This is a genomic window from Nocardia uniformis NBRC 13702 (assembly GCF_001613345.1).
Taxonomy (GTDB): domain Bacteria; phylum Actinomycetota; class Actinomycetes; order Mycobacteriales; family Mycobacteriaceae; genus Nocardia; species Nocardia uniformis.
In genome coordinates this window covers 24,745-47,417 of sequence record NZ_BDCE01000047.1, presented here as the reverse complement: position 1 = coordinate 47,417, position 22,673 = coordinate 24,745, and the positions used below count along the sequence as shown (strand labels likewise).

General features: G+C 66.1%; 24 protein-coding genes and 1 tRNA gene. 14 read left to right on the top strand and 11 right to left on the bottom strand.

The window, feature by feature from the left end; genetic code table 11:
• Positions 1–25 precede the first annotated feature (25 nt).
• Positions 26–424: a DUF742 domain-containing protein gene (locus tag NU1_RS16080; protein WP_212761959.1), complete on the top strand. Its 399-nt coding sequence runs from the start codon at positions 26–28 to the stop codon at positions 422–424.
• Positions 408–1,022 (top strand): GTP-binding protein, encoded by a 615-nt coding sequence (locus NU1_RS16075; RefSeq protein WP_212761960.1) that lies wholly within the window; start codon positions 408–410, stop codon positions 1,020–1,022. Before NU1_RS16080 ends, NU1_RS16075 begins: the two co-directional genes overlap by 17 nt.
• Positions 1,023–1,401: 379 nt before the next feature.
• Here NU1_RS16075 and NU1_RS16070 read toward each other — a convergent pair whose 3' ends face one another.
• Positions 1,402–1,722 (bottom strand): hypothetical protein, encoded by a 321-nt coding sequence (locus tag NU1_RS16070; RefSeq protein WP_067522251.1) that lies wholly within the window; start codon positions 1,720–1,722, stop codon positions 1,402–1,404.
• A 464-nt stretch (positions 1,723–2,186) separates the two neighbouring features.
• On the opposite strand from NU1_RS16070, the gene NU1_RS43250 reads away from it, so the two are divergent.
• Positions 2,187–2,900 carry a DUF4254 domain-containing protein gene (locus NU1_RS43250; RefSeq protein ID WP_067522228.1) on the top strand — a complete coding sequence of 238 codons (714 nt, stop codon included), beginning with the start codon at positions 2,187–2,189 and terminating at the stop codon, positions 2,898–2,900.
• Positions 2,901–3,045: 145 nt separating this feature from the next.
• On the opposite strand, the gene NU1_RS16060 is transcribed toward NU1_RS43250, so the two are convergent.
• From NU1_RS16060 to NU1_RS16050, 3 genes are read right to left on the bottom strand one after another with little or no spacing between them, the layout of a single operon-like run.
• The gene (locus NU1_RS16060) at positions 3,046–3,384 is read right to left on the bottom strand and encodes a hypothetical protein (protein WP_067522226.1); all 339 of its coding nucleotides are present in this window, start codon (positions 3,382–3,384) and stop codon (positions 3,046–3,048) included.
• Positions 3,385–4,533, bottom strand: coding sequence for a fatty acid desaturase family protein (locus tag NU1_RS16055; protein WP_067522224.1), 1,149 nt, complete (start codon positions 4,531–4,533; stop codon positions 3,385–3,387).
• 15 nt (positions 4,534–4,548) lie between these two features.
• Positions 4,549–5,625 carry a ferredoxin reductase gene (locus tag NU1_RS16050; protein WP_084521476.1) on the bottom strand — a complete coding sequence of 359 codons (1,077 nt, stop codon included), beginning with the start codon at positions 5,623–5,625 and terminating at the stop codon, positions 4,549–4,551.
• 211 nt (positions 5,626–5,836) lie between these two features.
• Between NU1_RS16050 and NU1_RS16045 the strand changes: the two genes are divergently transcribed.
• Entirely contained in the window at positions 5,837–6,445 is a 609-nt protein-coding gene (locus NU1_RS16045) for a TetR family transcriptional regulator (protein WP_307644022.1), read from the top strand.
• A 10-nt stretch (positions 6,446–6,455) separates the two neighbouring features.
• Here the strand turns inward: NU1_RS16045 and NU1_RS16040 are convergent, their stop codons facing one another.
• Positions 6,456–7,829 (bottom strand): MFS transporter, encoded by a 1,374-nt coding sequence (locus NU1_RS16040; RefSeq protein ID WP_067522219.1) that lies wholly within the window; start codon positions 7,827–7,829, stop codon positions 6,456–6,458.
• 309 nt (positions 7,830–8,138) lie between these two features.
• Here NU1_RS16040 and NU1_RS16035 point away from each other — a divergent pair, with 309 nt between their 5' ends.
• From NU1_RS16035 to NU1_RS42555, 4 genes are read left to right on the top strand one after another with little or no spacing between them, the layout of a single operon-like run.
• Positions 8,139–8,750, top strand: a complete 612-nt coding sequence (locus NU1_RS16035; RefSeq protein ID WP_084521475.1) for a PadR family transcriptional regulator — start codon at positions 8,139–8,141, stop codon at positions 8,748–8,750.
• Positions 8,747–10,774 carry an NADPH-dependent 2,4-dienoyl-CoA reductase gene (locus tag NU1_RS16030; RefSeq protein ID WP_067522217.1) on the top strand — a complete coding sequence of 676 codons (2,028 nt, stop codon included), beginning with the start codon at positions 8,747–8,749 and terminating at the stop codon, positions 10,772–10,774. Before NU1_RS16035 ends, NU1_RS16030 begins: the two co-directional genes overlap by 4 nt.
• Positions 10,774–11,358, top strand: a complete 585-nt coding sequence (locus NU1_RS16025; RefSeq protein ID WP_067522216.1) for a VOC family protein — start codon at positions 10,774–10,776, stop codon at positions 11,356–11,358. The genes NU1_RS16030 and NU1_RS16025 overlap by 1 nt, the downstream gene beginning before the upstream one ends.
• Positions 11,322–11,681 carry a hypothetical protein gene (locus NU1_RS42555; protein WP_067522214.1) on the top strand — a complete coding sequence of 120 codons (360 nt, stop codon included), beginning with the start codon at positions 11,322–11,324 and terminating at the stop codon, positions 11,679–11,681. The genes NU1_RS16025 and NU1_RS42555 overlap by 37 nt, the downstream gene beginning before the upstream one ends.
• Before the next feature lie 88 nt (positions 11,682–11,769).
• Here the strand turns inward: NU1_RS42555 and NU1_RS16015 are convergent, their stop codons facing one another.
• From NU1_RS16015 to NU1_RS16005, 3 genes are all read right to left on the bottom strand, one after another.
• The gene (locus tag NU1_RS16015; protein WP_067522212.1) at positions 11,770–12,321 is read right to left on the bottom strand and encodes a dihydrofolate reductase family protein; all 552 of its coding nucleotides are present in this window, start codon (positions 12,319–12,321) and stop codon (positions 11,770–11,772) included.
• A 125-nt stretch (positions 12,322–12,446) separates the two neighbouring features.
• Positions 12,447–13,628, bottom strand: a complete 1,182-nt coding sequence (locus tag NU1_RS16010) for an acyl-CoA dehydrogenase family protein (RefSeq protein ID WP_067522210.1) — start codon at positions 13,626–13,628, stop codon at positions 12,447–12,449.
• 191 nt (positions 13,629–13,819) lie between these two features.
• Positions 13,820–14,434, bottom strand: a complete 615-nt coding sequence (locus NU1_RS16005; RefSeq protein WP_067522208.1) for a TetR/AcrR family transcriptional regulator — start codon at positions 14,432–14,434, stop codon at positions 13,820–13,822.
• A gap of 279 nt (positions 14,435–14,713) precedes the next feature.
• Here NU1_RS16005 and NU1_RS16000 point away from each other — a divergent pair, with 279 nt between their 5' ends.
• Together NU1_RS16000 and cmrA are read left to right on the top strand one after the other, a co-directional pair.
• The gene (locus tag NU1_RS16000; protein ID WP_067522206.1) at positions 14,714–15,199 is read left to right on the top strand and encodes a nuclear transport factor 2 family protein; all 486 of its coding nucleotides are present in this window, start codon (positions 14,714–14,716) and stop codon (positions 15,197–15,199) included.
• 25 nt (positions 15,200–15,224) lie between these two features.
• Complete coding sequence (cmrA, locus tag NU1_RS15995; protein WP_067522204.1) at positions 15,225–16,022, top strand: mycolate reductase; 798 nt, start codon at positions 15,225–15,227, stop codon at positions 16,020–16,022.
• A gap of 82 nt (positions 16,023–16,104) precedes the next feature.
• Here cmrA and NU1_RS15990 read toward each other — a convergent pair whose 3' ends face one another.
• The gene (locus tag NU1_RS15990; RefSeq protein WP_371859794.1) at positions 16,105–17,898 is read right to left on the bottom strand and encodes a helicase HerA-like domain-containing protein; all 1,794 of its coding nucleotides are present in this window, start codon (positions 17,896–17,898) and stop codon (positions 16,105–16,107) included.
• Between the two features lie 289 nt (positions 17,899–18,187).
• Here NU1_RS15990 and orn point away from each other — a divergent pair, with 289 nt between their 5' ends.
• Positions 18,188–18,796, top strand: a complete 609-nt coding sequence (gene orn, locus NU1_RS15985) for an oligoribonuclease (RefSeq protein WP_212761977.1) — start codon at positions 18,188–18,190, stop codon at positions 18,794–18,796.
• Positions 18,797–18,863: 67 nt separating this feature from the next.
• Positions 18,864–18,936 (top strand) — tRNA-His (locus NU1_RS15980).
• Between the two features lie 56 nt (positions 18,937–18,992).
• Here the strand turns inward: NU1_RS15980 and fdxA are convergent.
• Positions 18,993–19,322 carry a ferredoxin gene (fdxA, locus tag NU1_RS15975; protein WP_067522200.1) on the bottom strand — a complete coding sequence of 110 codons (330 nt, stop codon included), beginning with the start codon at positions 19,320–19,322 and terminating at the stop codon, positions 18,993–18,995.
• Between the two features lie 176 nt (positions 19,323–19,498).
• On the opposite strand from fdxA, the gene NU1_RS15970 reads away from it, so the two are divergent.
• Positions 19,499–20,422, top strand: a complete 924-nt coding sequence (locus tag NU1_RS15970) for a LysR family transcriptional regulator (RefSeq protein WP_067522198.1) — start codon at positions 19,499–19,501, stop codon at positions 20,420–20,422.
• 33 nt (positions 20,423–20,455) lie between these two features.
• Positions 20,456–20,935: an Lrp/AsnC family transcriptional regulator gene (locus NU1_RS15965; RefSeq protein WP_067522196.1), complete on the top strand. Its 480-nt coding sequence runs from the start codon at positions 20,456–20,458 to the stop codon at positions 20,933–20,935.
• Here the strand turns inward: NU1_RS15965 and NU1_RS15960 are convergent.
• A complete protein-coding gene (locus NU1_RS15960; RefSeq protein ID WP_157552372.1) occupies positions 20,932–22,566 on the bottom strand; it encodes a hypothetical protein in 1,635 nt (544 codons plus the stop codon). The two genes, NU1_RS15965 and NU1_RS15960, sit on opposite strands and share 4 nt — an antisense overlap.
• Positions 22,567–22,673 lie beyond the last annotated feature (107 nt).

Sequence of the window (22,673 nt, the reverse complement as noted above, 5' to 3'; positions counted from 1 at the left end):
TCGACATCGGCTCCCGGACCCCCGGATGATCGCGCTCGAACGGCCCGAAGAATGGGCCGGACCCGCTACGCCGCCGCGGGCCGCGACGATGCGCTCGCAGACCGAGGACCCCGTGGTGCGGCCCTTCATGATGACCGCTGGCCGCACCACCCCACTGATCGACGGTCTGCGCCTGGAAACCCTGGTACGCGCCGCCCCCGCCGCACTGTCCGCACCGCTGCGCTTCGAAACCGAGCGCGTGGTGCGGCTGTGCCAGCAACCACACTCACTCGCCGAAATCGGTGCCGCCCTGCGGGTTCCGGTCGGCGTGGCTCGTGTCCTGGTCAGCGATCTGGCGAGCGCGGGCCACGTGTCGGTGAGCGAGGCCGACGAACTATCCACCGCCGCCATCGAAAGGATCCGGGACCTTGTTCGGGCACTCTGACCACAGCGCGTCTCCCGCCACCACTGCCTCCGGCCCGCTCGCCTCCTCGGTGAAAATCGTGGTCAGCGGTGGTTTCGGTGTCGGCAAGACCACCCTCATCGGCGCCATCTCCGAAATCGAACCACTCGCCACCGAGGCGGCGATGACGGAAGTATCGGTGGGGATCGACAATCCGGGCCGCGATACCGGCAAGACCACCACGACGGTGGCCTTGGATTTCGGCCGCATCACCCTCGACTCGGCACTGGTGCTGTATCTGTTCGGCACGCCCGGTCAGGAGCGTTTCGAATTCCTTTGGGACGATCTGCTCGACGGCGCGCTGGGCGCGGTGGTGCTGGTGGATACCGATCGGGTCGAGGACTGCTATCCGGTACTCGACTACTTCGAACAGCGCGGCGTCCCATTCGTCGTGGCGGTCAACCGCTTCGACGCGGGCGCGCGCTTCGACCTCGACGAGGTGCGCGAGGCCCTGGATATCGATCCGGCGATTCATATGATGGATTGCGATGCGCGTGACCGGGAATCGGCGAAGCGAGTATTGGTCGCGCTGCTGGAGCAGGTGCTACTGCGTCGCCGGACCCCGGCGCTGGTGAGCTGAGATCGAGGTCGCCATAAAGGACGCCAAAACTGTTCCGCGACACAAAAACCGCCCCGGACGAATATGTCCGGGGCGGTGAGTCGAAATCTCTTCGGTGTCGGCGGTCAGCCGCCGAAAGAACCCGTGAACAGGGTGTTGAAGATGCCGCTCAGAGCAGCCGAACCGGTGCTGAACAGGCCGTTGAGGGCGGCGGAACCAGTGTCGATGATAACCGGAATCATGTATCAACCTCTCTGTTGTGTGACGTCTCCGGCGGGGATCTCCCGCCGACGACGTGACCCACACTGCCGATGCTCCCTGACAGACTCCTGGTCAGTAGCTGAGAGATTGCTTAGACCCGATATGTCAAGTGTCACCGTAACGAAAGTCGGCTGAACGCCTATCGCGGAGGCTGGGCGCCCGCGGAATAAAGACTCACTTCACCGTCCTCGCCGAGGAACGCGTTGACCAGCATCGTTCCGCTGGAATGCAACTCGTCCCGCTCCGGCGCCGCGGTGGTGATGGAAATCTGCGGAATGGCCGACCAATTCACGACATACCGCTCCGGCGGACCGTTGTCGTCGGACAGATGCGCCAATCGGAACACCGAGATTGTTCGGCGGACCATGAGGGTGCGCACTACTTCCGCGATTCGCTCCGGATCTTCCAGCGCGAACATGAAACCGAAGGTCAGCTCCGGTGAGGATACGTATGCGGGCACGAATATCGAGGCTATCGGACCCGTGACCGCGCCGACGCCGCCACGCCCGACCGATTGCCACCGATACGCCACTACGGACGGAGACGGCACGCGCGAGGACCGCGACACTCCGACCACGATCGTCGAGCCCACCCCGGGCGACCGATCCGCAGGTGTCGATTCGCCACGAAACGCGCCCCGCACGTGACCGTACTGTAATGGTGTATAACGATTTTCCGGCAGCTTCGCCGAATCGCGCGCCCGCCGGTTGCGCGCCACCCGGTATCGCGCCAACCTGAATATGTCCCGTATTTCGGACAGTCTCCCCATCGCATCGTCGCGGATATCCCGGTTTCTTTACCGTGTCAATGATTGGTGGGCTGTGCGTACCGACGTACGGGGCTGCGCCGGAGCCGAGGGGAGCCCCTCCCCGAAACCCCCTCGGCCCTGGCGCACCCAAATCAGCACAGTCGAGGGTAGGAAACATGGCAACCGACTACAGCGCAATGGGTTTCGGGGCCGACCTACCGATGTCCGGGGCCGAGCTACCCGCACCGGCCACTCTCCTGCGCGCCTTCCGGGAACCGGTCACCGCCGACCGTCTCGACCGCGAAGTCCTCCAGGCCGCCCATGAGCTGGCGCAATGCCATGAAGAACGGCTCTACGCCCAGCAGAACGCGCACGCTCCCGAGGCCACGCCGGGGCGCGTGGCGCAGTGCAGCCAGGTACTGGAGACCATCGACGCTCGGCGGGCGCAACTGGTGGACCGCATAGACGATTGGGTGGCCGCCCATATCGCTCACCGCAACGGCGCCTCGCTGCATACCGAGACCCTGGGCTCGGTCATCGATCGCATGGCAGCGAAATGGGTTGCGGCACAACAGGCTCTGGGTATGCCGCCGCGTACGGCACGGGCGGGCAAGAATGGCGACGGACGAGCGCGCCGACATAGCGGGACCCCGAACGGCGACGGTCCGCCCACTCGCAATGACGAGGAGGCGGCCAGACGAGGTGCGGATGTGACCGGATACGACGTCAGCGGACCCAATGGCGAGGGCCGCAATGGCGACGGGAACGCTCGTCACGGCGTGGACCGCGAGGCGCATCTGCAGTGGTATCGATTGGCCGAACTGACCGATGGCTACCGAGATCTGATCACCGAGGTAGCCCAGCACCGACGTCGACTGCCGGTGTGGTGAGCCGGTGGCACCTCTCGGAGGAGAAGTACCACCTGGCTCCTGAAACCCGAACTCGTCATCCCGGCGTGTCCCGAGCTGGGATCCAGCACTCTCATACGAGGTGCGGATTCCGGCCAAGAGCATGCCGGAATGACGGATGGAGCTCTCAGTACTGTCGCGGCTCGACGACAACCTCGGCGTCGATGAACTCCGCCGTCTGCTCGTCGACCGCATCCGACACCGGAACATCCTGCGGTACAACGGCTTCCGGCTCATCGTCGGATTCCGCCGCTACGGCGTCCGCCTCACGCTGTGCGGCGGCGTCGGCCGCCGCGGCCGCGGCGGCCTCCCGCATCTCGATGGCGTCGGTGACCCAATCCCCGATTTCGCGCGTCACCTCGGCGACAGTGCCGGTAATGATGTTCGCGATATTGCCGACGTGTCGCGCCCCGGAGGCCGTCAGCTCCTGGATCAGATCCTTATTGCTTTCGAATTTTCCGATCATCTACACGCCCACTTCGCTCGGCTTCCCCCGCCGCATGACGATAACACCTGGCTGTGGGGTTTTGCCGGCGAGGAAGGGCGGCAGGGCGAGCTTGAAGAGCTTGCCCCAGACCGAACCGATCTGCTTGCTGAAGCGACCGGTGTTGTAGGGCAGGCCGTACTTCTCACACAGCGCACGGACCTGCGGCGCGATCTCCGGGTACCGGTTGGCGGGCAGATCCGGGAACAGGTGGTGTTCGATCTGGTGCGACAGATTGCCGGACATGATGTGGAAGAGCTCACTACCGGTGATATTGGCCGAACCCAGCATCTGGCGCACGTACCACTCACCGCGGGTTTCCTCGGCGGTCTCCTCTTCGGTGAACGTCTGTACGCCGGTCGGGAAGTGTCCACAGAAGATGATCGAGAAGGTCCAGATATTGCGCACGATATTCGCGGTGAAGTTCCCCGCGAGGGTGGACACGAACAGCGGCCCGGTCAGCGCGGGGAACACCACGTAGTCCTTGAGCACCTGCCGACCGGCCTTACGCGCCTGGCCGGTGACCAGCGTCTTGATATCGGACCACGAGCGCTTACCCCGGACAATGTTCTCCACCTCCAGGTCATGGCCCATGACGCCCCATTCGAAGGCGAGCATGAGTGCGGCGGCGTAGAGCGGGTTGCCCAGTCGCAGCGGGTTCCAGGCCTGGGCCTCGTCCACGCGCAGAATGCCGTAGCCGATATCGCGGTCCTTGCCGTGGATATTGGTGAAGGTGTGGTGCATGTAGTTGTGCGAGTGCCGCCACTGATCGGACGGACAGACCGTATCCCATTCGAAGACACGGGAATTCAGGCCGGGTTCACGCATCCAGTCGTACTGGCCGTGCATGACGTTGTGGCCGATCTCCATATTGTCGAGGATCTTGGAGGCGCTCAGCGCGGCCACACCCGCCAGCCAGAATGGCGGTAGGAAGCCGAGGTAGAACAGACCACGGCCGGTGACCTCCAGGGCACGCTGGGCCCTGATGATCTTGTAGATGTATTCGCGGTCGCGGTCGCCGAGATCGGCGGTGACGCGGGCGCGCAGCTCGTCGAGTTCGCGGCCGAGTTCCTCGATCTGGTCGGCGCTGAGAACCAGCGGGCCGTCTTTGGTTTCGGTGAGTATCGCCATGATGATCGCTCCTTGTCAGATAGCGATATCGACGTCCCCGACGGGGGCGTTGATACAGAGCTGGATGGGCTGATCCGGGTCGTTGTCGAGCTCCCCGGTGCGCAGGTTGCGGGTGCAGCCACTGCGCTTGACCGCCGTGCAGGTGAAGCAGATCCCCATGCGGCAGCCGTACTCCGGCGTGAGACCGGCGGTTTCGGCCTGCTCTAGCAGAGTTTCGCCGGAGTTGGCGGCGGTGATGCCGCTACCGGAGAAGGTGATGTCGCCCTCGGCGGTCTCGGTCTCGGCCGGTGCGAGGCTGAGGGTGAATTCCTCGCTGTGCAGCCGGTCGGCCAACTGCTCGGCCTCGAAAATGGTCCGCACGGCACTCATGAGCCCGGGAGGCCCGCACATATACGTCTGCGCGGTGGCGAACCAGGGTGCGATCCGCTCCAGCTGGTCGTAGCTGAAACGCTGCTCCGGATCGAGCTCCGGGTAACACATCTCGATCCGGAAATTGGTGTGCTGCATCGCGATCGCGTCGAGCTCCGCACGGTGCGGAGTCATTTCCGGCGAACGGTTGTAGTGCAGGAACACTACTTTCCCCGCGTACCCCTCGGCGGCGAGAGTACGCAGCATGGACAGCACCGGGGTGATACCGCTGCCGCCACTAATGAGCACGATCTTGTCCGGCCGCTGGCCGGGCAGGTGGAACACACCCGCCGCCGGGGCCAGGTCCACCACCATGCCGGGCACGGCGTGGGCATTGAGGTACTGGGAGACAAGGCCGTTCGGATGGGCCTTGATGGTCAGTTCGATATGGCGATCGCGCCGACCCTGGGTATTCACCGGTGAATAGCAGCGGGTGTGGCGCACACCGTCGATAACCACGCCGATCTGCACATACTGCCCGGCGAGGTGTCCGTCCCACTGCCGGGTCGGTCGCAGGGTCAAGGTCACCGACCCCTCGGCACTGCCGGGGGCGGGATGGCGGCGGACGTGGGTGATCTCGGCGCGCATATCGCGCACGGTCAACGTCGGACGCACCAGTTCCAGATAGCGGTCCAGCGGGTGCGGGCTGGTGAGTGTCTGCACGAGGCTGAGTAGTCCAACCATGCGGGCCTCCTGTCGCGTCACCGAATATCTCGGCGCGCCCCGTCGTTGTCGGGTGCACCGTCCACGGTACCGATACCGGGGAGCTTTCAGTGCACATCTGTACACTGAGTTAGTCTGCCGGGTAGACGCCCCCAAGTTCAACCTGCAGTTCGTGTGACCCACACGACATCTTGCGAAGGGACAGAATGTGAACGCATGTATGCTCATCGACGTGAGCGAGCAGGCAGCTACCCGAGGTGAGCGCAAGGAACGCACCCGCGCCGCAGTACTGGAAGGCACCCTCGCCCTGGCCGCCGAACGCGGCTTCGCGGCCCTGAGCCTGCGGGAGATCGCGCGATCGGCGGGGATCGTCCCCACCGCCTTCTACCGGCATTTTTCCTCACTGGAGGAGCTCGGCGCGACGCTGGTCGCCCAGGGCGTACGCGAATTGCGTTTGGCGCTACGAGAATTGCGCCGCACCCCCGATGCCCGCCTGGCCGAAACCGTCCGATTCGTCTTCGAGCAGGTGGAGGGCAAACGTGACCTCTACGGCTTTCTGGTGCGCGAACGCCACGGTGGCTCGGCCGCGCTGCGCAGCGCCATCTCCGTCGAAATGCACCTGATAGTCCGAGAATTGGTCGTCGACCTCTCCCGGGTCCGCGCCCTGGACACCTGGTCGCCTGACGATCTCGAACTCGCCGCCGACCTCATTGTCTCGACGGTCGCCGAACGCATTGCCGACTACATCGCCAGCGAACCCCGCGACCGCCCGCGGGTCGTGGCCACAGCGGTGCGCCAGGTCCGCCTCGTCGGCCTGGGCATGGCCGCCTGGAAGCCCTGAAATACCTCGATCAGCGCGCCCGGCGTGCGGGCGAACGCACCGGTATCAGCGCGGCGAGGCCCAGCGCCAGCACGATCAGAATGCCGACTATGCCGAAGCGGTCATCGTCGAAGACGAAGACGAAGAGGCCGAAAAGGCTTGGGGCCAGGAATGATACGGCGCGGCCGGTGGTTGTGTAGAGACCGAACAGCTGACCTTCGCGGCCGGGCGGGGCCAGACGGGCGAGGAAAGACCGGGCCGAAGACTGTGCGGGGCCCACGAATACGGTGAGCGCGAGACCGAAGATCCAGAACATGAGCGGGCCGGAAACGGTCAGCAGGATCAAGCCACAGACAATCATGGCGATCAGCGCTCCGACAATAACGGTCTTCGGGCCGACACGGTCGTCGAAACGGCCCGCGATCAGCGCGCCCAGTGCCGCGGCCACATTCGCGGCGACACCGAACAGCAGTACGTCGGCAGCGGCGATGTCGTAGACCCGGACGGCCAGAATCGCACCGAAGGTGAAGACACCGGCCAGACCGTCCCGAAATACCGCGCTGGCCAACAGGAAATAGACGGTGTGGCGATCGGAGTGCCACAGTTCACGCAGGTCGCGCCACAACACCCGATAGGAGGTGACGAGGGCGCGGAACCAGCCGACCACCACACCGCCGCGCGGTGCCGGCACGACGGCGACCGCCGCGCCCGGATCGGCGTCGGTGCGCGGCAATTCGGGCACCGTGAACAGCACGGGCAGCGCGAAGGCCGCGAACCAGACGGCCGCCAGGACCGCCACCAGACGGATATTGAGGCCCTCGTCGGTCGGCAGTCCGAACACGCCGCGGAAATCCCCATCACCGCTGATGAATCCGAAATAGCAGATGAGCAGCAGCACGATGCCGCCGAAGTAGCCCATGGCCCAACCGAACCCGGAGACCCGCCCGACGGTCGCGGGTGTCGACACCTGGCGCAGCATCGCGTTGTAGGGCACATTCGCCAGTTCGAAGAACGCGGAGCCGAAGGCCAGCAGCACCAGGCCCAGCCAGAAGTAGTGGTAGCTGTCGTTGACGAAGAACATCCCCGCCATCGTCAGCACCGTCAGGCCGGTCAGCACGGCCAGCGACAGTTTGCGACGAGCGGCGGCGTCGAACCACTGACCGCTCACCGGCGCGGTCACCGCCACCACCAACCCCGCCGCGCCGAGGGCCCAGCCCAGCCACGCACTCGACGAAATACCGCCCGGTAGATCCTCGCCCACCTTGTCGGTGAGATACACCGAGAAGACGAAGGTCAAGATCACGGCATTGAAGGCCGCGGATCCCCAATCCCAGAAACCCCATGCGACCACCTGCCCGCGCCCGCTGGCCTGCCCGATTGTCGCCTGCCCGGATACCTCCGCCATCAGCGCAGAGTATGCGACGCGAGGGACTCGCACCCGGCGAACACACCCGTCATCCGGTTGCCCTGCGGCGATGCTTCTCGGCGTGCCGCAGTCAGGGGCAGTCACGGTCCTCGTCGGTCATGGCCAACGGCCCGTGCGGCGCCGCCCACTCCCGGGCACCGGCCGGAGTCAGCATCTACAACCACGCATCCGGGGCGGTTCATCCGAGGCGGAGTAGCGGGCGCTGAACACGTACAGGAACTGCTCTACATTCCGGACTCGCTATGCACCAAGTTGCATAGTACATCGAGTCGCAGTTATTCTCGGCGTATGGCCCTCGAACACGCGCTGCTGGTATCGCTGACCGAACGCGCCAGTTCGGGGTACGAACTGGCGCGGCGCTTCGACAAATCCATCGGCTTCTTCTGGAACGCCACCCACCAGCAGATCTATCGCGTACTCAAGCGCATGGAGGAGCAGGGCTGGCTGACCGTCGAGACAGTGGCCCAGGACGGGCGGCCGGATAAGAAGGTCTACACCGTCTCCGATGCCGGACGTGATGAACTGTCGCGCTGGATTGCCGAACCGACCGACATCACGCCCATGCGCAATGAGCTGGGCGTCAAACTGCGGGCCGCCTCGCACGGTGATATCCCGGCCCTGTGCGCGGATGTCGAACGCCACCGCGACCAGCACGCCCAACGACTCGAGATCTTTCGGGCCTTCGAGAAAAAAGACTTCTCCGCACCGGAACAGCTCTCCGGCACGGCACTGCACCAGTACCTCGTCCTGCGCGCGGGTGTCCGCGTCGAGGAGGGGTTCGTCGACTGGTGCGACGAGGTCCTGACCGCGCTGCGCCAGGACACCACCCGTCAGGACACCACCCGGCCCGGCGACACAGCCCCGTCGCCCGCGTCCCCGAAAGGCAGTGCTCAGCAATGAGTTCCTACCCGCACCTGTTCGAGCCCCTCGACCTCGGATTCACCACTTTGCGCAATCGCGTGGTGATGGGTTCCATCCATACCGGCCTGGAGGATCGGGCCTGGAACACCAACAAGCTGGCCGCCTACTTCGCCGAGCGCGCGAAAGGTGGTGTGGCCCTGATTATTACCGGCGGCTACGCGCCGAACCGCACCGGCTGGCTGCTGCCCTTCGGTGCGAAGATGACCAATAAGACCGAGGCGTACCGACACCGCGCCATCACCAAGGCGGTCCATGCCGAGGGCGGCAAGATCGCCTTGCAGATCCTGCACGCGGGTCGCTACTCGTATATGCCCGGCAGTGTGTCGGCGTCGTCGATCAAGGCACCCATCAACCCTTTCCGGCCACGCGCGCTGTCGTCCAAGGGTGTCGAGCAGACCATCGACGACTACGCCCGCTGCGCCTACCTCGCCAAGTTCGCCGGCTACGACGGGGTCGAGATCATGGGTGGTGAAGGCTATTTCATCAACCAGTTCCTGGCGCCGCGCACCAATAAGCGCAAGGACAAGTGGGGCGGTAGCGCCGAGAACCGCCGCCGCATCGCCGTCGAGATCGTGCGCCGGGTGCGCGAGGCCGTCGGCCCGGAATTCATTATCGTGTTCCGGCTCTCCATGGCCGACTATGTGGAGAACGGCCAGACGTGGGACGAAATCGCCGCCCTCGCAAAGGATGTCGAGGCCGCCGGGGCCACCATTATCAATACCGATATCGGCTGGCACGAGGCCCGCGTCCCCACCATTGTCACCTCGGTGCCGCGCGCGGCCTTCGTGGAGTGGACCGCGAAGGTCAAGGCCCTGGTGAATATTCCGGTGTGCGCGTCCAACCGCATCAATATGCCGGAGACGGCCGAGGAGATCCTCACCCGCGGCGACGCCGAGCTCATTTCCATGGCCCGCCCGCTGCTGGCCGACCCGGATTGGGTGAATAAGGCGAAGGAAGCCCGCGCCGACGAGATCAATACCTGCATCGCCTGCAACCAGGCCTGCCTGGATCACGCCTTCCAGGCGAAACACGTGTCCTGCCTGCTGAATCCGCGTGCGGGCAATGAGACCGAGCTGAAGCTGCTCCCCACCCGGCGCACCCGCCGGTTCGCGGTGGTCGGCGCGGGTCCGGCCGGACTCTCGGCGGCGGTCAGCCTCGCCCAGCGCGGGCACCGGGTGGATCTGTTCGAATCCGATGACAAGATCGGCGGCCAATTCGATATCGCCCGCCGCATCCCGGGCAAGGAAGAGTTCAGCGAAACCATTCGCTACTACACCAGGCAGATCGAAATCTCGGGCGTGACATTGCATCTCAATACCCGCGCCTCCGCGCAGCAGCTCATCGACGGCCGCTACGACGAGGTTATTCTGGCCACCGGCGTGAAGCCGCGCGTACCGAATATCCCGGGTATCGACCACCCGAAGGTACTGACCTACGCCGAACTGGTGCGTGAGGGTAAGCCGGTCGGCAAGAAGGTAGCCGTTATCGGCGCGGGCGGTATCGGCTTCGATGTCAGCGAATTCCTCACCGTCGAAGGACATCCCAGCCTGAAGCTCGACGAGTGGAAGGAAGAGTGGGGTGTCACCGACGACGAGAACGTGCGCGGCTTCGTCACCGCCCCCAAGCCCTCCCCCGCCGCACGAGAGGTCGTACTGCTGCAACGCAAGGCCTCCTCCTTCGGCAAGGATCTGGGCAAGACCAGCGGCTGGGTACACCGCGCCGCGGTCAAGGCCAAGGGCGTGGAACAGATCGGCGGCGTGAACTACGAGCGCATCGACGACAAGGGGCTGCACATCAGCTTCGGTGAAAAGCGTCAACGCTCGCGCGTCATCGAGTGCGACAACGTGATCCTTTGCGCCGGACAGGAGTCCGTCCGCGAACTTCAGGAGCCGCTGATCGCGGCGGGCGTCAAGGTACACCTCATCGGCGGCGCCGACCTGGCCTCCGAGCTCGACGCCAAACGTGCCATCGATCAGGGCACCCGCCTGGCGGCGGCCCTGTAATGCCGCTGCTCACCCGCCTCGGCCTGCCCGGTGACGAGCAGGCGTGGGCGGCACTGGGTTTCACCGTCATCGACGGGACCATTCGCATCGGTCAGGTGACGTGCACCTTCGGCCAGCCCGCCTGGGGCTTCGACGAGGTGCACGCCGACCCGGACGTGCTGGGTGTGCCCACCCTGGTGGATTCCACTGCCGGACCGGATGGTTCATCACATCCGAACGGCGTCACCATCGTCGACCACGTCGTCTACTGGGCACCCGAATTGGACGACACCGTCACCAATCTCACTGCGGTACTCGGTGATCCACCACGCCGCAGGTTCCATCCACGTGGTCCGGACGGCCCGGAAATGGCCTTCTACCGGGTGGGCGAGCCATTCATCGAGGCGGTGACCTCCGGTCAGCCGCCCGCACTGGTCGGAGTCGCCTTCAAGACCCCCGATCTGGACGGTGCCGTGAAAGCCATTCGCGCGGCCGGTGGCCCGATCGGCGACCCCAAACCGGCTGTGCAGGGCGGACGCATCGCCAGCGTCTGGCACGGCCACGTGGGGTGGGGCATCGCCTTCATGGAACCGCCCGCGCGCTGAGCCCCGTTCAGCCGACCACGACGCCGCGCCGCAACTCCGGGCGGCAACTGCCCGCCGCCAACGCCCATGCCGAGGGCACCGCAGTCGGTTGGGCGGCTCGCCGCGCGGCATACGCGTTGCGCACCGAGCTATCGCCTGAATACGTGTTCTCAGCGATCACCGGCCGCAGCGTCACGCACTTCCACCAGCATGTGTTCGTCCGCCCCGCAGGCACGCCCGACACAGTGGACTGGTTCACCTCATGGAGCGATGGGCCGCGTGTCGACGAATCCGAGTTGGCCGTGTTGTGCGGACGACTCGGCGCACATTTCACGCAGAACTGAGTGATGCTTGGTAAACACGCACCACCACTCGGAATTCGCACTCGACTCGGCATGATGGCGTGTTGCCGAAGCTGAGATGACCTCAGCCTCAGTCGGCGAGGAAGCGCAGCATCACCGCGGTGTTGAAGTGCCTCGTCTCGGCCAGTCGGAGCGGGATGCGCTTGTCCAGTGGCGGGAACAGCGGTGTGCCGCCGCCGAGCACCATGGGTGAGAGGAACAACTGGTACTCGTCGATGAGCCCGTGGGGCAGCAGCGAGGCCGCGAGGCCCGCGCCACCGACCTCCATGACACCATCGCCTCCGGCCTTGAGCCTGCGGACCTCGTCGACCGCGTTCGCACTGACCAAAGTGCTGTTCCACTGGACCTCGGTGAGCGTCCGGGAGAAGACGACCTTGGGTTTCTCCGTCCAGAGGGCGGCGAACTCGCGCTCGATGGGTGACGCGGTCTCGGGCACGTGCGGCCAGTATTCGGCCATCAGCTCGTACAGTCGGCGGCCGTGCAGCGAGACCTCGATCTCGCGGTACCTGTCGTTGTGGAACTGGTGCAGCTCATCGTCCGGGTCGGTCCAGTCGATGCTGCCGTCACGGTCGTTGATGTAACCGTCCAGCGATACGCCGATCGAGTAGATCAGTTTCCTCATAAACGGGTAGACCTCCTACGCGCTCGAAACTCATCGGTGCCCATCGAATTTCACCAGGGGTTGAGCCGTATTCGTCGTTTCTCGGCGTTCTCGCCAGTCGGCGAGCCCGTTTCCGGGTGTGCGGCTCAGATCATGATCCGCTGTCGCGGTTGCGGTTCGATGCCCATGGTGGTGAGCGCGGTGGCGTGGTAGACGAGTCCGGGGGTATGGATGGCGTGTTGCAGACCGGTGTGGGCGTCGCGCCAGAACCGCTGTACGGGATTGCTGCGGCGGACCGCGTTTCCTCCGGAGCGGGCGAAGATGTCGTCGACGGCGGCCACGGCGCGCCAGGCGCACCGGATCTGATTGCGTCGGGTCACGGCGCGATCGGCGAAGGTGATGGTGGTGCCCGCGTCGGCGAGGTCGTAGAGGCGCTCGATACCGTCGAGGAGCTGGGTGCGGGATGCGGCGATCTCGGCGGCGGCCTCGGAGATCGCGGACAGGGTGTAGGGGTCCTCGGTGATGCGGACGCCGGTCATGGTGGTGCGGTCACGCTGGTACGCGAGATGCACGGCGAGTGCGCCTTCGGCAATGCCGATGACCGCGGCGGTGATACCGAGCGGGAACATGGCCCAGAACGGCAGCCGATAGAGGGTTTCGTCGCGGCCGGCCACCGCAGCCTGCGAGCCCTCCGACATCGCCTGCGCGTCGACGGTCCGGTAGACGGGGACGAAGGCGTCCTCGACGAGGATGTCCTTGCTGCCGGTGCCGCACAGACCGATGACGTCCCAGGTGTCCTCGACGATCTCGTAGTCGGCGCGGGGCAGCACCACGTGCAGAGTGGTGCGCGGTTCGGCGGGACGACCGTCGGCGTCGCCAAGGGTGGCACCGAGAAAGATCCAGTCGCAGTGGTCGGTGCCGGAGGAGAAGCCCCAGCGTCCGCGCAGCCGGTAGCCGCCGTCGACCGGCGTGGCGACGCCTTGGGCGGCATACGGCGAGGCGATCCAGGTGTCGGGGTCCTCGCCCCACACCTCCTGTTGCAGGCGTCGGTCCATCAGCGCCATCTCCCACGGGTGCACGCCGCCGACGCCGCAGACCCATCCGGTCGAACCGCATCGCTGAGCCACCGCCATGACGGTTTCGGCGAAGACGCGCGGGTGGGCGGCGTACCCGCCGAAGTCGGCGGGTTGCAGTAGTCGCATCACCCCGGCTTCGCGGATGAGGGCGACGCTGTCGTCGGACAATCGCCCGAGTGCTTCGCTGTCGGCGGCGGTGGCGGCCAACCGCTCACCGAGTGCTTCGACCTGCTCCAACACCTTGTCCGTCATGTCCCTCACCTCTCCAGGCAGTCGCCATGGCGCGAGCCACCTAGAAACTAGAATTAATTCTAGTTTCTGTGATGTCAAGGCTCATGCGGATATACGGCTCGATTACCTGGGGGGCGCGGCGAGGCTCGCGGGAGATACCGACGTCAGAAGCGCGCTTCGACCCGGCCGTGCGCGGCAGCCGACAGTGACTCTCAGTGGATGTGGTCGGCCAGGATCAACGAGGCAGCCCGGCACAGTTCATGTTCGGCACGTTCGGGGGACATGCGTCGGCTCAGACTCGAGGTGAGCACACCCCACCAGCTGTAGATCAGCAACAGGGCGGCGCTGTGATCGTCCGGACCGGGCTGCTCGATTCCGAGAGTGTCCAGAATCGCCTGCGTCAGTGCGGATTCCGATTCCAGCCACAACTGTTCCGGCGGCGGCTGGCTCATATAGGCGGCGGCGGTGGCGCGCAGCATCGCCGAGCACAGCCGCGGGCTGCGCAGCAGTGTCGCGTTCAGCGCGGCCAGATTGCGCCCGACGCGCTCCACGGCGCCATCCCCCTCGGGCGGCTGCCACCGATCGGCGACGAAAGTGGCGATCTGTTCCTGGAACAGGGTCGCGAACACTTCGGTCTTGGTGGGGAAGTATCGGTAGAGCGTGCCCAGCGCCACGCCCGCCCGCGTGGCGAGATCGGCCATCTGCACCCGGTCGAACTCCGCTTCGGCACCGAGTTCGGCAGCCGCCCGCAGAATGGCTCCCCGCCGCGCCACCTGACCAGCCGATGCCGGGGTGGCGGCGGGGCGCTGCTGTGCGATTCGCCCCATCGACCCGCCCCTTCTCGTCGCTTCCAGAACTCGACAATAGCGGGCTCATCTGCCGCTCCGGGGACGAGAAGCCCCGCCTTGCGGAGCCAGGTCGATCTGCACCACGCGGTGCCATTGATGTCAGGGAACAGGTCGGGGATGAGAACGAGCAGGTCCACGACCATTGCGGTGACGGCTAGCGCGAAAGCGGTTGCGCGGCTTTCGAGGAGTGCCGCATTGCGGCGATTCCCCGACATGACTAAGCGGAAGCGCTTAATGTGCGTCGGGAGAGGAGTCACCATGGGTAAGTTCAGTCGGGCCGAGCTGGAAGACGCGCTGCGCCACTACGGTTCGGTGGTCGACCGCTGTTCGCAGACCGAGGACTGGTCACCGTTCGCGGATCTCTTCACCGAGGACGTGACCTATATCGAGCACGCGTACGGCACCTTCGACAATCGCGAGGATGCGCGGCGGTGGATCGTCAATGTCATGAAGCCGTTTCCGCATATGCGTTTTCCACACGAGTGGATCGCTTTCGACGAGGCCAACGACGCGATGGTGGTCGGTATCCGGAATGTGCTCGACCACCCGACCGAACCCGGCGTCGAATTCTGGTTCCCCAACACCACCCGCCTCGTATACGCGGGCGACGGGCTGTTCTCCTGTGAGGAGGACATCTACAACCCGGCCCGTGACGCTCCGCGCGTTGTCGGCGAATGGATCAATGCGGGCGGCGTCATGCGCTGCGCGCCGCAGGAACAGATGAAGTACGTCGTCATGGGATAAGTGGGCCCCGGTAGGCTCGCTTGTCGTGAGCCTGCCTGCACCCACAGCCGATAACCGTGCCGTCATTACCGGAAGCTCGTCCGGGATCGGACAAGCCCTGGCCGAAGAGCTCGCTTCGCGCGGGTACTCCGTCATTCTCGTCGCCCGGCGCGAGGATCTGCTGAACCAGCTGGCGCAGCGGCTGACCGAGAAATACGGCGTCACCGCCGAGGTGCGCGCGGTGGACCTGTCCGACCGGGAACAGCGGGCGCCGCTGGCCAAGGAGCTGGCCTCGCGCGATATCGCCGTCCTGTGCAATAACGCCGGTGTGGCCACCTTCGGCGCGCTGGCCGATCTGGACCTGGACTACGAGCGCGACATCATGGAACTCAATGCGGTCGCCGTCCACGACCTCAGCCTCGCGGTGCTGCCGGGGATGCTGGCCCGGCGGGCGGGCGGCATCCTGATCACCGGCTCGGCCGCGGGCAATATGCCCATCCCGCACAACACCACCTACGCCGCTAGTAAGGCGTTCACCAATACCTTCGCCGAATCGCTGCGCGGTGAGCTCAAGGACACCGGCGTGAATGTCACGCTGCTGGCCCCGGGCCCGGTCCGCACCGATAACCCGGATCAGGACGAGGTCGGTAATAAGATCCCCGAATTCATCTGGGTCACCGCCGCGTACACCGCCAAGATCTCCATCGACGGCTTGGCGCGCAACAAGATGCGCGTGGTGCCGGGCCTGATCTCCAAGGGTATGAGCCTGGCGGGCCAGTTCGGCCCGCGCGCGATCACCTCCGTGGTGGCGGGGGCGGCATACAAGAAGCTCGCCAGCGAATAGAGCTGGGACGAAATGTGCCCCTTGCCCTGACGGGCAAGGGGCACAGTACTTTTGAGGGGCCGAAGTGGCCCCGAGAGTGCGGTCAGCGCTTGCGGGTGCCGAAGATCGAGCGGCCGATTTCCCGCCCCGCCACCGTGGCCGCCGACCGCAGGAAGCTCTTGAACGCGGTGTTGTTCACAATCTTCTCCGCCATGGACTCGTCTACCGGCTCGGCCTTTCGCGACCGCGATTTCGACGCGGGGGCCTCCGCCTCCGCCGCCTGCGCGGCAGCCGCCAATTTCTCGGCCATGATCTCGTAGGCCGATTCCCGATCGACGGACGGCCCGTACTTGCCGTACAGCGAACTCGACTGCGCCGCAGACCGAATGGCGTCCTCGCCGATGGTGTCCATGAGCGAGCGCGGCGGCTGGATCCGCGTCCACGCCACCGGTGTCGGCGCACCCTTCTCCGACAGCACCGTCACGACCGCCTCACCGATACCCAGCGACGTGAGCGCCTTCTCCAGGTCATAGGTGGCGGTTTTCGGATAGGTGCGCACCGTCTTCGACAGCGCCGCCTGGTCCTCCGGGGTGAACGCGCGCAGGGCGTGCTGAATCCGCGCGCCCAATTGCGACAGCACCGCATTCGGAATATCGGTCGGCAGCTGCGTACAGAAGAACACGCCGACGCCCTTGGAACGAATCAACTTCACCGTCTGTTCGACCTGCGACAGGAATGCCTTGGATGCCCCGTTGAACAGCAGATGCGCCTCGTCGAAGATGAACACCAGCTTGGGTTTATCGAGATCGCCCACCTCGGGCAGCGACTGGAACAGGTCCGCCAGCACCCACATGAGGAAGGTGGAGAACATCTGCGGTCGCGCCGCCTGCGCACCCAATTCGAAGAGCGTGATCACACCGCGTCCGCCCTCGACGCGCGCCAGATCGCGCGGATCCAGTTCCGGTTCACCGAAGAAGGTATTGCCGCCATCGGCTTCGAGGTTCACCAGCGCGCGCAGAATAACACCGGCGGTCTGCGCCGATACCCCGCCGATACCCTTCAGATCCTCCTTGCCCTCCGCACTGGTGAGGAACTGGATGACCGCGCGCAGATCCTTCAAATCCAGCAGCGGCAGCCCGGCCCCGTCCGCCCAGTGGAAGATCAGACCGAGGGTGGATTCCTGAGTCTCGTTGAGCCCCAATGCCTTACTGAGCAGAATGGGACCGAACGAGGTGATGGTGGCGCGAATCGGCACACCGATCCCATCCGTGCCGAGCGAGACGAATTCGACCGGGAACGCGGTGGGAGCCCAGTCCGGAGCGCCGGTTTCCTGGGCGCGGCCCAGAATCTTGTCATTGGACTGGCCCTGCCGCGACAGCCCCGAGAGGTCGCCCTTCACATCGGCAACTACCACCGGCACACCCGCCGCCGACAGCTGTTCGGCGATCCCCTGCACGGTCTTCGTCTTACCGGTGCCGGTGGCACCGGCGATAAGGCCGTGCCGGTTAATGGTTTTCATCGGAATCCGCACACGTGCGGTGGGGTCCACCTGGTCCCCTACTATCACGGTGCCGAGTTCCAGGGCCAACCCGTCGAAGGCATACCCGGCGGCAATAGCCTGCGCCTCGGGCGAATCCTGCTTTTCCGCAACCGGTTCCGTCACAGTCTGCGATTCTTCGGACGAATCCGCCTTGGCCGCATCGACTTTCACGGTCCCGGTGCCAGAACTGGGTGCCAGCTTGTCTGCCGCTTCCTGTTCGGCCGCTTCCCTCTCCGCGGCTTCCGCGGCGGCTACCGCCTCCGCGGCGACCCGTGCCGCTTCCTCTGCGGCCTTCCGTGCCGCCGCTGCCTTTTCCTGCGGGCTGGTCATCGCGCCGTCCTCCGTTAGGTCTGCCAACTGCACTGCCTGCTCTGCCGAACACACCGCTGAACAACAAACCGACCGCCCGACCATGCGCGGATCTGCTGGCAACGATAACGCGCGGTCGGTCCGCTTTCGGGGCCCGACGCGGCCGGGCGAGCGAGCCGACCTCGACGAAGCGAAGAGCCGCAGCCGCGTATCAGGCAACGCCGTGGTATCGAACGCGGTAGTTCCGAGGCCCGGAACACGCAGCGTGAACGCGATCGGGTGAATCCGGGCAGGCAACAGCCGTACGGCTACTGTGTTTCCAGTGACCGACAAGTACATGGTGTGGATGGATTGCGAGATGACCGGGCTACGCCTGGACAGCGACAAGCTGATCGAGGTAGCGGCGCTCGTCACCGACAGTGACCTCAATATTCTCGGCGACGGCGTGGATATCGTCATCCACGCCGACGATGCCGCGCTGGCGGCCATGCCACCGGTGGTCACCACAATGCACGAGCGCTCCGGCCTGACCGAAGAGGTCCGGCGCTCCACCGTCACAATGGCCGAGGCCGAGCAGCAGATCCTCGACTACATCAAGCAGTACATTCCCTCCCCCGGCACCGCGCCGCTGGCGGGCAATTCCATTGCCACCGACCGCGGTTTCATCGCGCGCGATATGCCCGCTCTCGACTCGCACCTGCACTACCGGATGATCGATGTCAGCTCCATCAAGGAACTGGCCCGCCGCTGGTACCCGCGCATCTACTTCGGTCAGCCGGAAAAGGGCCTGGCCCACCGCGCGCTGGCCGATATCCAGGAGTCCATCCGCGAACTCCAGTACTACCGGCGCACCGCCTTCGTGCCCGCCCCCGGCCCGTCGACGACCGAAATCGCGGCCGTGGCCGCCGAACTCACCACCGAAAAACCGACCGGAAATACCGCGTAACCAGTCGATTAGGTACTCGGCGGCGGATCGCGATACGATCTACCGCGCCGGATACGCACCGGCAATGGTGACCGTAGTTCAGCTGGTAGAGCACCAGGTTGTGATCCTGGATGTCGCGGGTTCGAGCCCCGTCGGTCACCCGAAGAAGGCCCCGGTCCATTGGACCGGGGCCTTTCGCTTTCACTACCCATCGGCGCTATGGCTGATAGGCCGCCACGAAGGCGGTATCCACCCCCAACTCGGTCACCGCACCGCCGGGCGCGCCGAGTGGCGCGTCCCGACCGGGCAGCGGCTCCTCGAAGAATCGCGCGTTCTCGGCGATGAAGACCTCCTGCCCGGCGGGCACATCGTCCTCGAAGTAAATAGCCTCCACCGGGCAGGCCGGTTCGCACGCGTTGCAGTCCACGCATTCGTCGGGCTGGATATAGGCCATCCGGTCACCGATGTAGATGCAGTTGACCGGGCATTCATCCACGCATGCGCGGTCCAGGACGTCTACACAGTCCGCGCCTACGACGTAAGCCATGATGCCTCCTCGCGATTGTGTGCCCAGCGACGCGGCCGAGCGGCCGCGAGTAAGGGCACAGGTCAACAATCGCCGCCGCGGCCGAGGTGCGGTAGACGTCGAACACCGACCACCCCATCAGCGCGGCTTATGCCCCGCCCGGCGCGCACGGGTGACGGCCCGCATAATCGATCCTTATGACCCTGCCCCCGGGAACACCCGACCTGGAGGTACTGGACCTGCTCGTCTCGGTCGCCGAACTGGGCAGTCTCGGTGCCGCCGCCCGACGGCACGGCATCACCCAACCGGCGGCGAGTATGCGGATCACCGCACTCGAGCGGCGGCTGCATGTGCGGTTGCTCGAGCGCGGGCCCACCGGCTCCATCCTCACCGAGCCGGGGCGGACCGTGGTCGAACATGCCCGCCCGATGCTGGCGGCGGCGCACACCTTCGCCGCCGGCGTCGCCGCCCTGCGCACCGCCGACCGGCCCAAACTCCGCATCGCGGCCTCGAAAACCATTGCCGACCATCGCATGTCGCAGTGGCTCGCCGCCCTGCGCGAGGCTCGCCCGGAGGTGACGGTGGCCCTGGACGTCGGGAACTCTCGTCAGGTGGAAGCGTGGGTTGGCCACGGGCAGGCCGATCTGGGATTCGTGGAGGGCCCCCATCCCCCGGCCGAACTCGGCAGCCGGGTGCTCGGGGCCGACGATCTGGTGGTCGTGGTCGGTCGCGAACATTCGTGGGCCCGCCACCGCACACCGGTGACCGTGCGCGAACTGGCGGGTACGGCCCTGCTGTGGCGGGAACCGGGGTCGGGCACCAGGGATACCGTGTGGGAGATCCTCGCCGCCGAAACCGAACCGGCCCGGCCCGCCGCCGAATTGGGTTCGGCGGCGGCGATTCTGGCCACGGCTCGCACCGGCCTCGCGCCCGCGATACTCAGCAGGCTGATTGCCGAGCCCGATCTGCGGACCGGCGCCCTGGTCGAAATTCCACTCGCCGACGCGGTCCTGACCCGCAAATTTCGCGCCATCTGGCGACGACAGGCACCGCCCGCGGACCCCGCGGACCTGCTCGTCCGCTATGCCGAACAATTCGAGCGCCACCGCGCCGCGCACTGATTTCGCACCGGATGCGCTGTGCCAGAATGCGGCATGGCCATCAAGCTCGACGCCCTGGACTCCGCGCTATTGGCGGAGCTGGCGCGTGATCCGCGTACGCCGATTCTGGAGCTGGCGGCGCGGTTGGGGATCGCGCGAAATACGGTGCAGGCGCGCATGAAGCGACTCGAGTCGTCCGGGGCGGTGCGCGGGTACCCGCCGAATGTCGATCTGCAGGCGATCGGATTCGCCGTACACGCCTATGTCGGTATCGAACTCGATCAGAACAAGATGGATGCCATTGTGGAGGCGCTGCGGGCGTTCCCGAATGTGCTCGAGGTCCACGCCACGACCGGGCGGGCCGATCTGCTCGTCCGCATCGCGGCGCGATCGCAACAGGATCTGCTCGCGATCATGCAGCGGGTACACGCCATCCCCGGGGTGAAACACACCGAGACAATGCTGGCGCTGGCGACTCCGATCGAATACCGCTGCCTCCCGCTCGTCGACCAGCTGACGAACAACCGTTCCTAGTCAGTGAGCGATAGTGAGCATCGCTCGGTCGCGGCCCGAACGGTCCTGGCCGCTAGCGTGGGCTGCTTGCCGCCGGACCCGTCCGGCCGCCCGTGGGGGCCGAGGGTGAGACGGCGCTTCGCACACGCCACGCGCATCCGGGGCGCGGGTGTCGCCGAGCTCGCTGGTTGGCCCGGCACGCTCCGCTGTGCGTGCCGGGGACCAGACGAGTGACGCGACAACCGCAACCCGAGTCCGCGCCGACCGATCGCGACCGCCGCCCCATGATGGACGGTCACCGCACGACCGGAAGTCTTGGATTGTTGCTGTAAAAGCTGGCGCCAGTGTTTGCCACCGGCCTTGCTGGTGTAGGCCGGGTCGACCGCCACCACCGCGATACCGCGCCGAGCCGCCATGCCGCGCAGCCGTTCCCGGAACTTCGCGGTGGGGATGCCCGCGACACTACGACGGAATCGTTTGCCGCGCTTGCCTCGTCCGAGGGTTTCGCGGCCGGTGGCGCGGGCGTCGGCGAAGTCGAGGTTCTCGATCACGATCGCCGCGCAGCCGGTGTGTTCGGCCTGGTCGAGCAGTGTGGTTAGTGCGGCCCGCAGGTGTCCGTCGCGCTGCGATGCCGGTAGCCCCTCGGTCGCGATCGCGATCGTGTCCGGCTGTCCGACCGGGTTGCCGGAGGCGTCGAGGACACACATGGCGAGGTGGCCGTCGTTGAGGTCCACTGCCAGCACCTGCCCGGCCCGAAGCGTGCTGAGCGGTACCGGCGCGGCGGGCGCGATGCTCCAGGACGCGTCCAGATACCAACGGCGGCGGGTCGGGTCGTAGGAGATGTCGTAGCGCACAGCACGATTGGTGTGGACGCGGTCACGCCACTCCTCGTGTCGATGACGGAAATCGACCGGCGCGGCGATCGTGATGTGCGTGCCGAACCGCTGCGCCAGCGCGGCGGGCACTTTGATCCGCACCTGCCCGGTCCCCGAGGTGACGCGCAGTGTTTCGTTGCCACCGGCCTTGCCGGTTTCGCCGTCGGCGGTCAGGAACATCCGTGCCGCGTCCCACTGCTGCCGCCACCGGTCTTCGGTGAGGTCGGCGGCGGCGAGGTGGTTGCGGGTGTGCCACAACCGTTTCCCACCCACCACAATCGACGGACTCCCCGCCGCCCACCGCTCCTGCGCCCGGGCGGCGCGGTCGCGCAACACTGTCAGCCGCCGGTTTTTCTGGAACCGTTCGCCGCCATCGCGGTAGCCGGTGACCTTCCCGTCCCGCTTGCCCGGCGCGAGGGCGCACCGTGCGGACAGGGTCGCGATGGCCGCGTCCAGACTGGTGGTGTGCGCCGTCAGCGCGCGCATCCCCGACTGGTATTGGTCCTCCACCGATCGGGTGATCGCTCCGGCCCACCGCGACGAGGTCTGCGTGGTCAGTGCGCGTTTGCGCTGAGCGCGATAGTCGGCCTGCCGCTTGCGATCCAGGGCGCCGTGCGCGACGCGGGCGGCCAACTCGCGGCGATAAACGCCGCCGACGAACGCGCCGATCTCGGTCAGCGTCGCGGCCTCACTGGGCGTGGGATGCAGGCGGGTGCGGACCCGCACACCCGCCGCAGCGGCAACAACGAACGGCGCCCCGCGCCGAGACCTACCCACGCGCCTCACTCTCGCACACCACACCGACAACAACCGGCGAACCATGACGCCCGCTCCGTTCCGAGACGACACCCCCGATCCCGATGCCTGTACGTCCGTTCCCCGCG

Excerpts from the sequence above, each read along its gene's own strand:
- NU1_RS16080 (WP_212761959.1), top strand. The coding sequence starts at position 26 with ATGATCGCGCTCGAACGGCCCGAAGAATGGGCCGGACCCGCTACGCCG.
- NU1_RS43250 (WP_067522228.1), top strand. The coding sequence starts at position 2,187 with ATGGCAACCGACTACAGCGCAATGGGTTTCGGGGCCGACCTACCGATG.
- NU1_RS16060 (WP_067522226.1), bottom strand. The coding sequence starts at position 3,384 with ATGATCGGAAAATTCGAAAGCAATAAGGATCTGATCCAGGAGCTGACG.
- NU1_RS16055 (WP_067522224.1), bottom strand. The coding sequence starts at position 4,533 with ATGGCGATACTCACCGAAACCAAAGACGGCCCGCTGGTTCTCAGCGCC.
- NU1_RS16050 (WP_084521476.1), bottom strand. The coding sequence starts at position 5,625 with ATGGTTGGACTACTCAGCCTCGTGCAGACACTCACCAGCCCGCACCCG.
- NU1_RS16040 (WP_067522219.1), bottom strand. The coding sequence starts at position 7,829 with ATGGCGGAGGTATCCGGGCAGGCGACAATCGGGCAGGCCAGCGGGCGC.
- NU1_RS16035 (WP_084521475.1), top strand. The coding sequence starts at position 8,139 with ATGGCCCTCGAACACGCGCTGCTGGTATCGCTGACCGAACGCGCCAGT.
- NU1_RS16030 (WP_067522217.1), top strand. The coding sequence starts at position 8,747 with ATGAGTTCCTACCCGCACCTGTTCGAGCCCCTCGACCTCGGATTCACC.
- NU1_RS16025 (WP_067522216.1), top strand. The coding sequence starts at position 10,774 with ATGCCGCTGCTCACCCGCCTCGGCCTGCCCGGTGACGAGCAGGCGTGG.
- NU1_RS16015 (WP_067522212.1), bottom strand. The coding sequence starts at position 12,321 with ATGAGGAAACTGATCTACTCGATCGGCGTATCGCTGGACGGTTACATC.
- NU1_RS16010 (WP_067522210.1), bottom strand. The coding sequence starts at position 13,628 with ATGACGGACAAGGTGTTGGAGCAGGTCGAAGCACTCGGTGAGCGGTTG.
- NU1_RS16005 (WP_067522208.1), bottom strand. The coding sequence starts at position 14,434 with ATGGGGCGAATCGCACAGCAGCGCCCCGCCGCCACCCCGGCATCGGCT.
- NU1_RS16000 (WP_067522206.1), top strand. The coding sequence starts at position 14,714 with ATGGGTAAGTTCAGTCGGGCCGAGCTGGAAGACGCGCTGCGCCACTAC.
- orn (WP_212761977.1), top strand. The coding sequence starts at position 18,188 with ATGGTGTGGATGGATTGCGAGATGACCGGGCTACGCCTGGACAGCGAC.
- fdxA (WP_067522200.1), bottom strand. The coding sequence starts at position 19,322 with ATGGCTTACGTCGTAGGCGCGGACTGTGTAGACGTCCTGGACCGCGCA.
- NU1_RS15970 (WP_067522198.1), top strand. The coding sequence starts at position 19,499 with ATGACCCTGCCCCCGGGAACACCCGACCTGGAGGTACTGGACCTGCTC.
- NU1_RS15965 (WP_067522196.1), top strand. The coding sequence starts at position 20,456 with ATGGCCATCAAGCTCGACGCCCTGGACTCCGCGCTATTGGCGGAGCTG.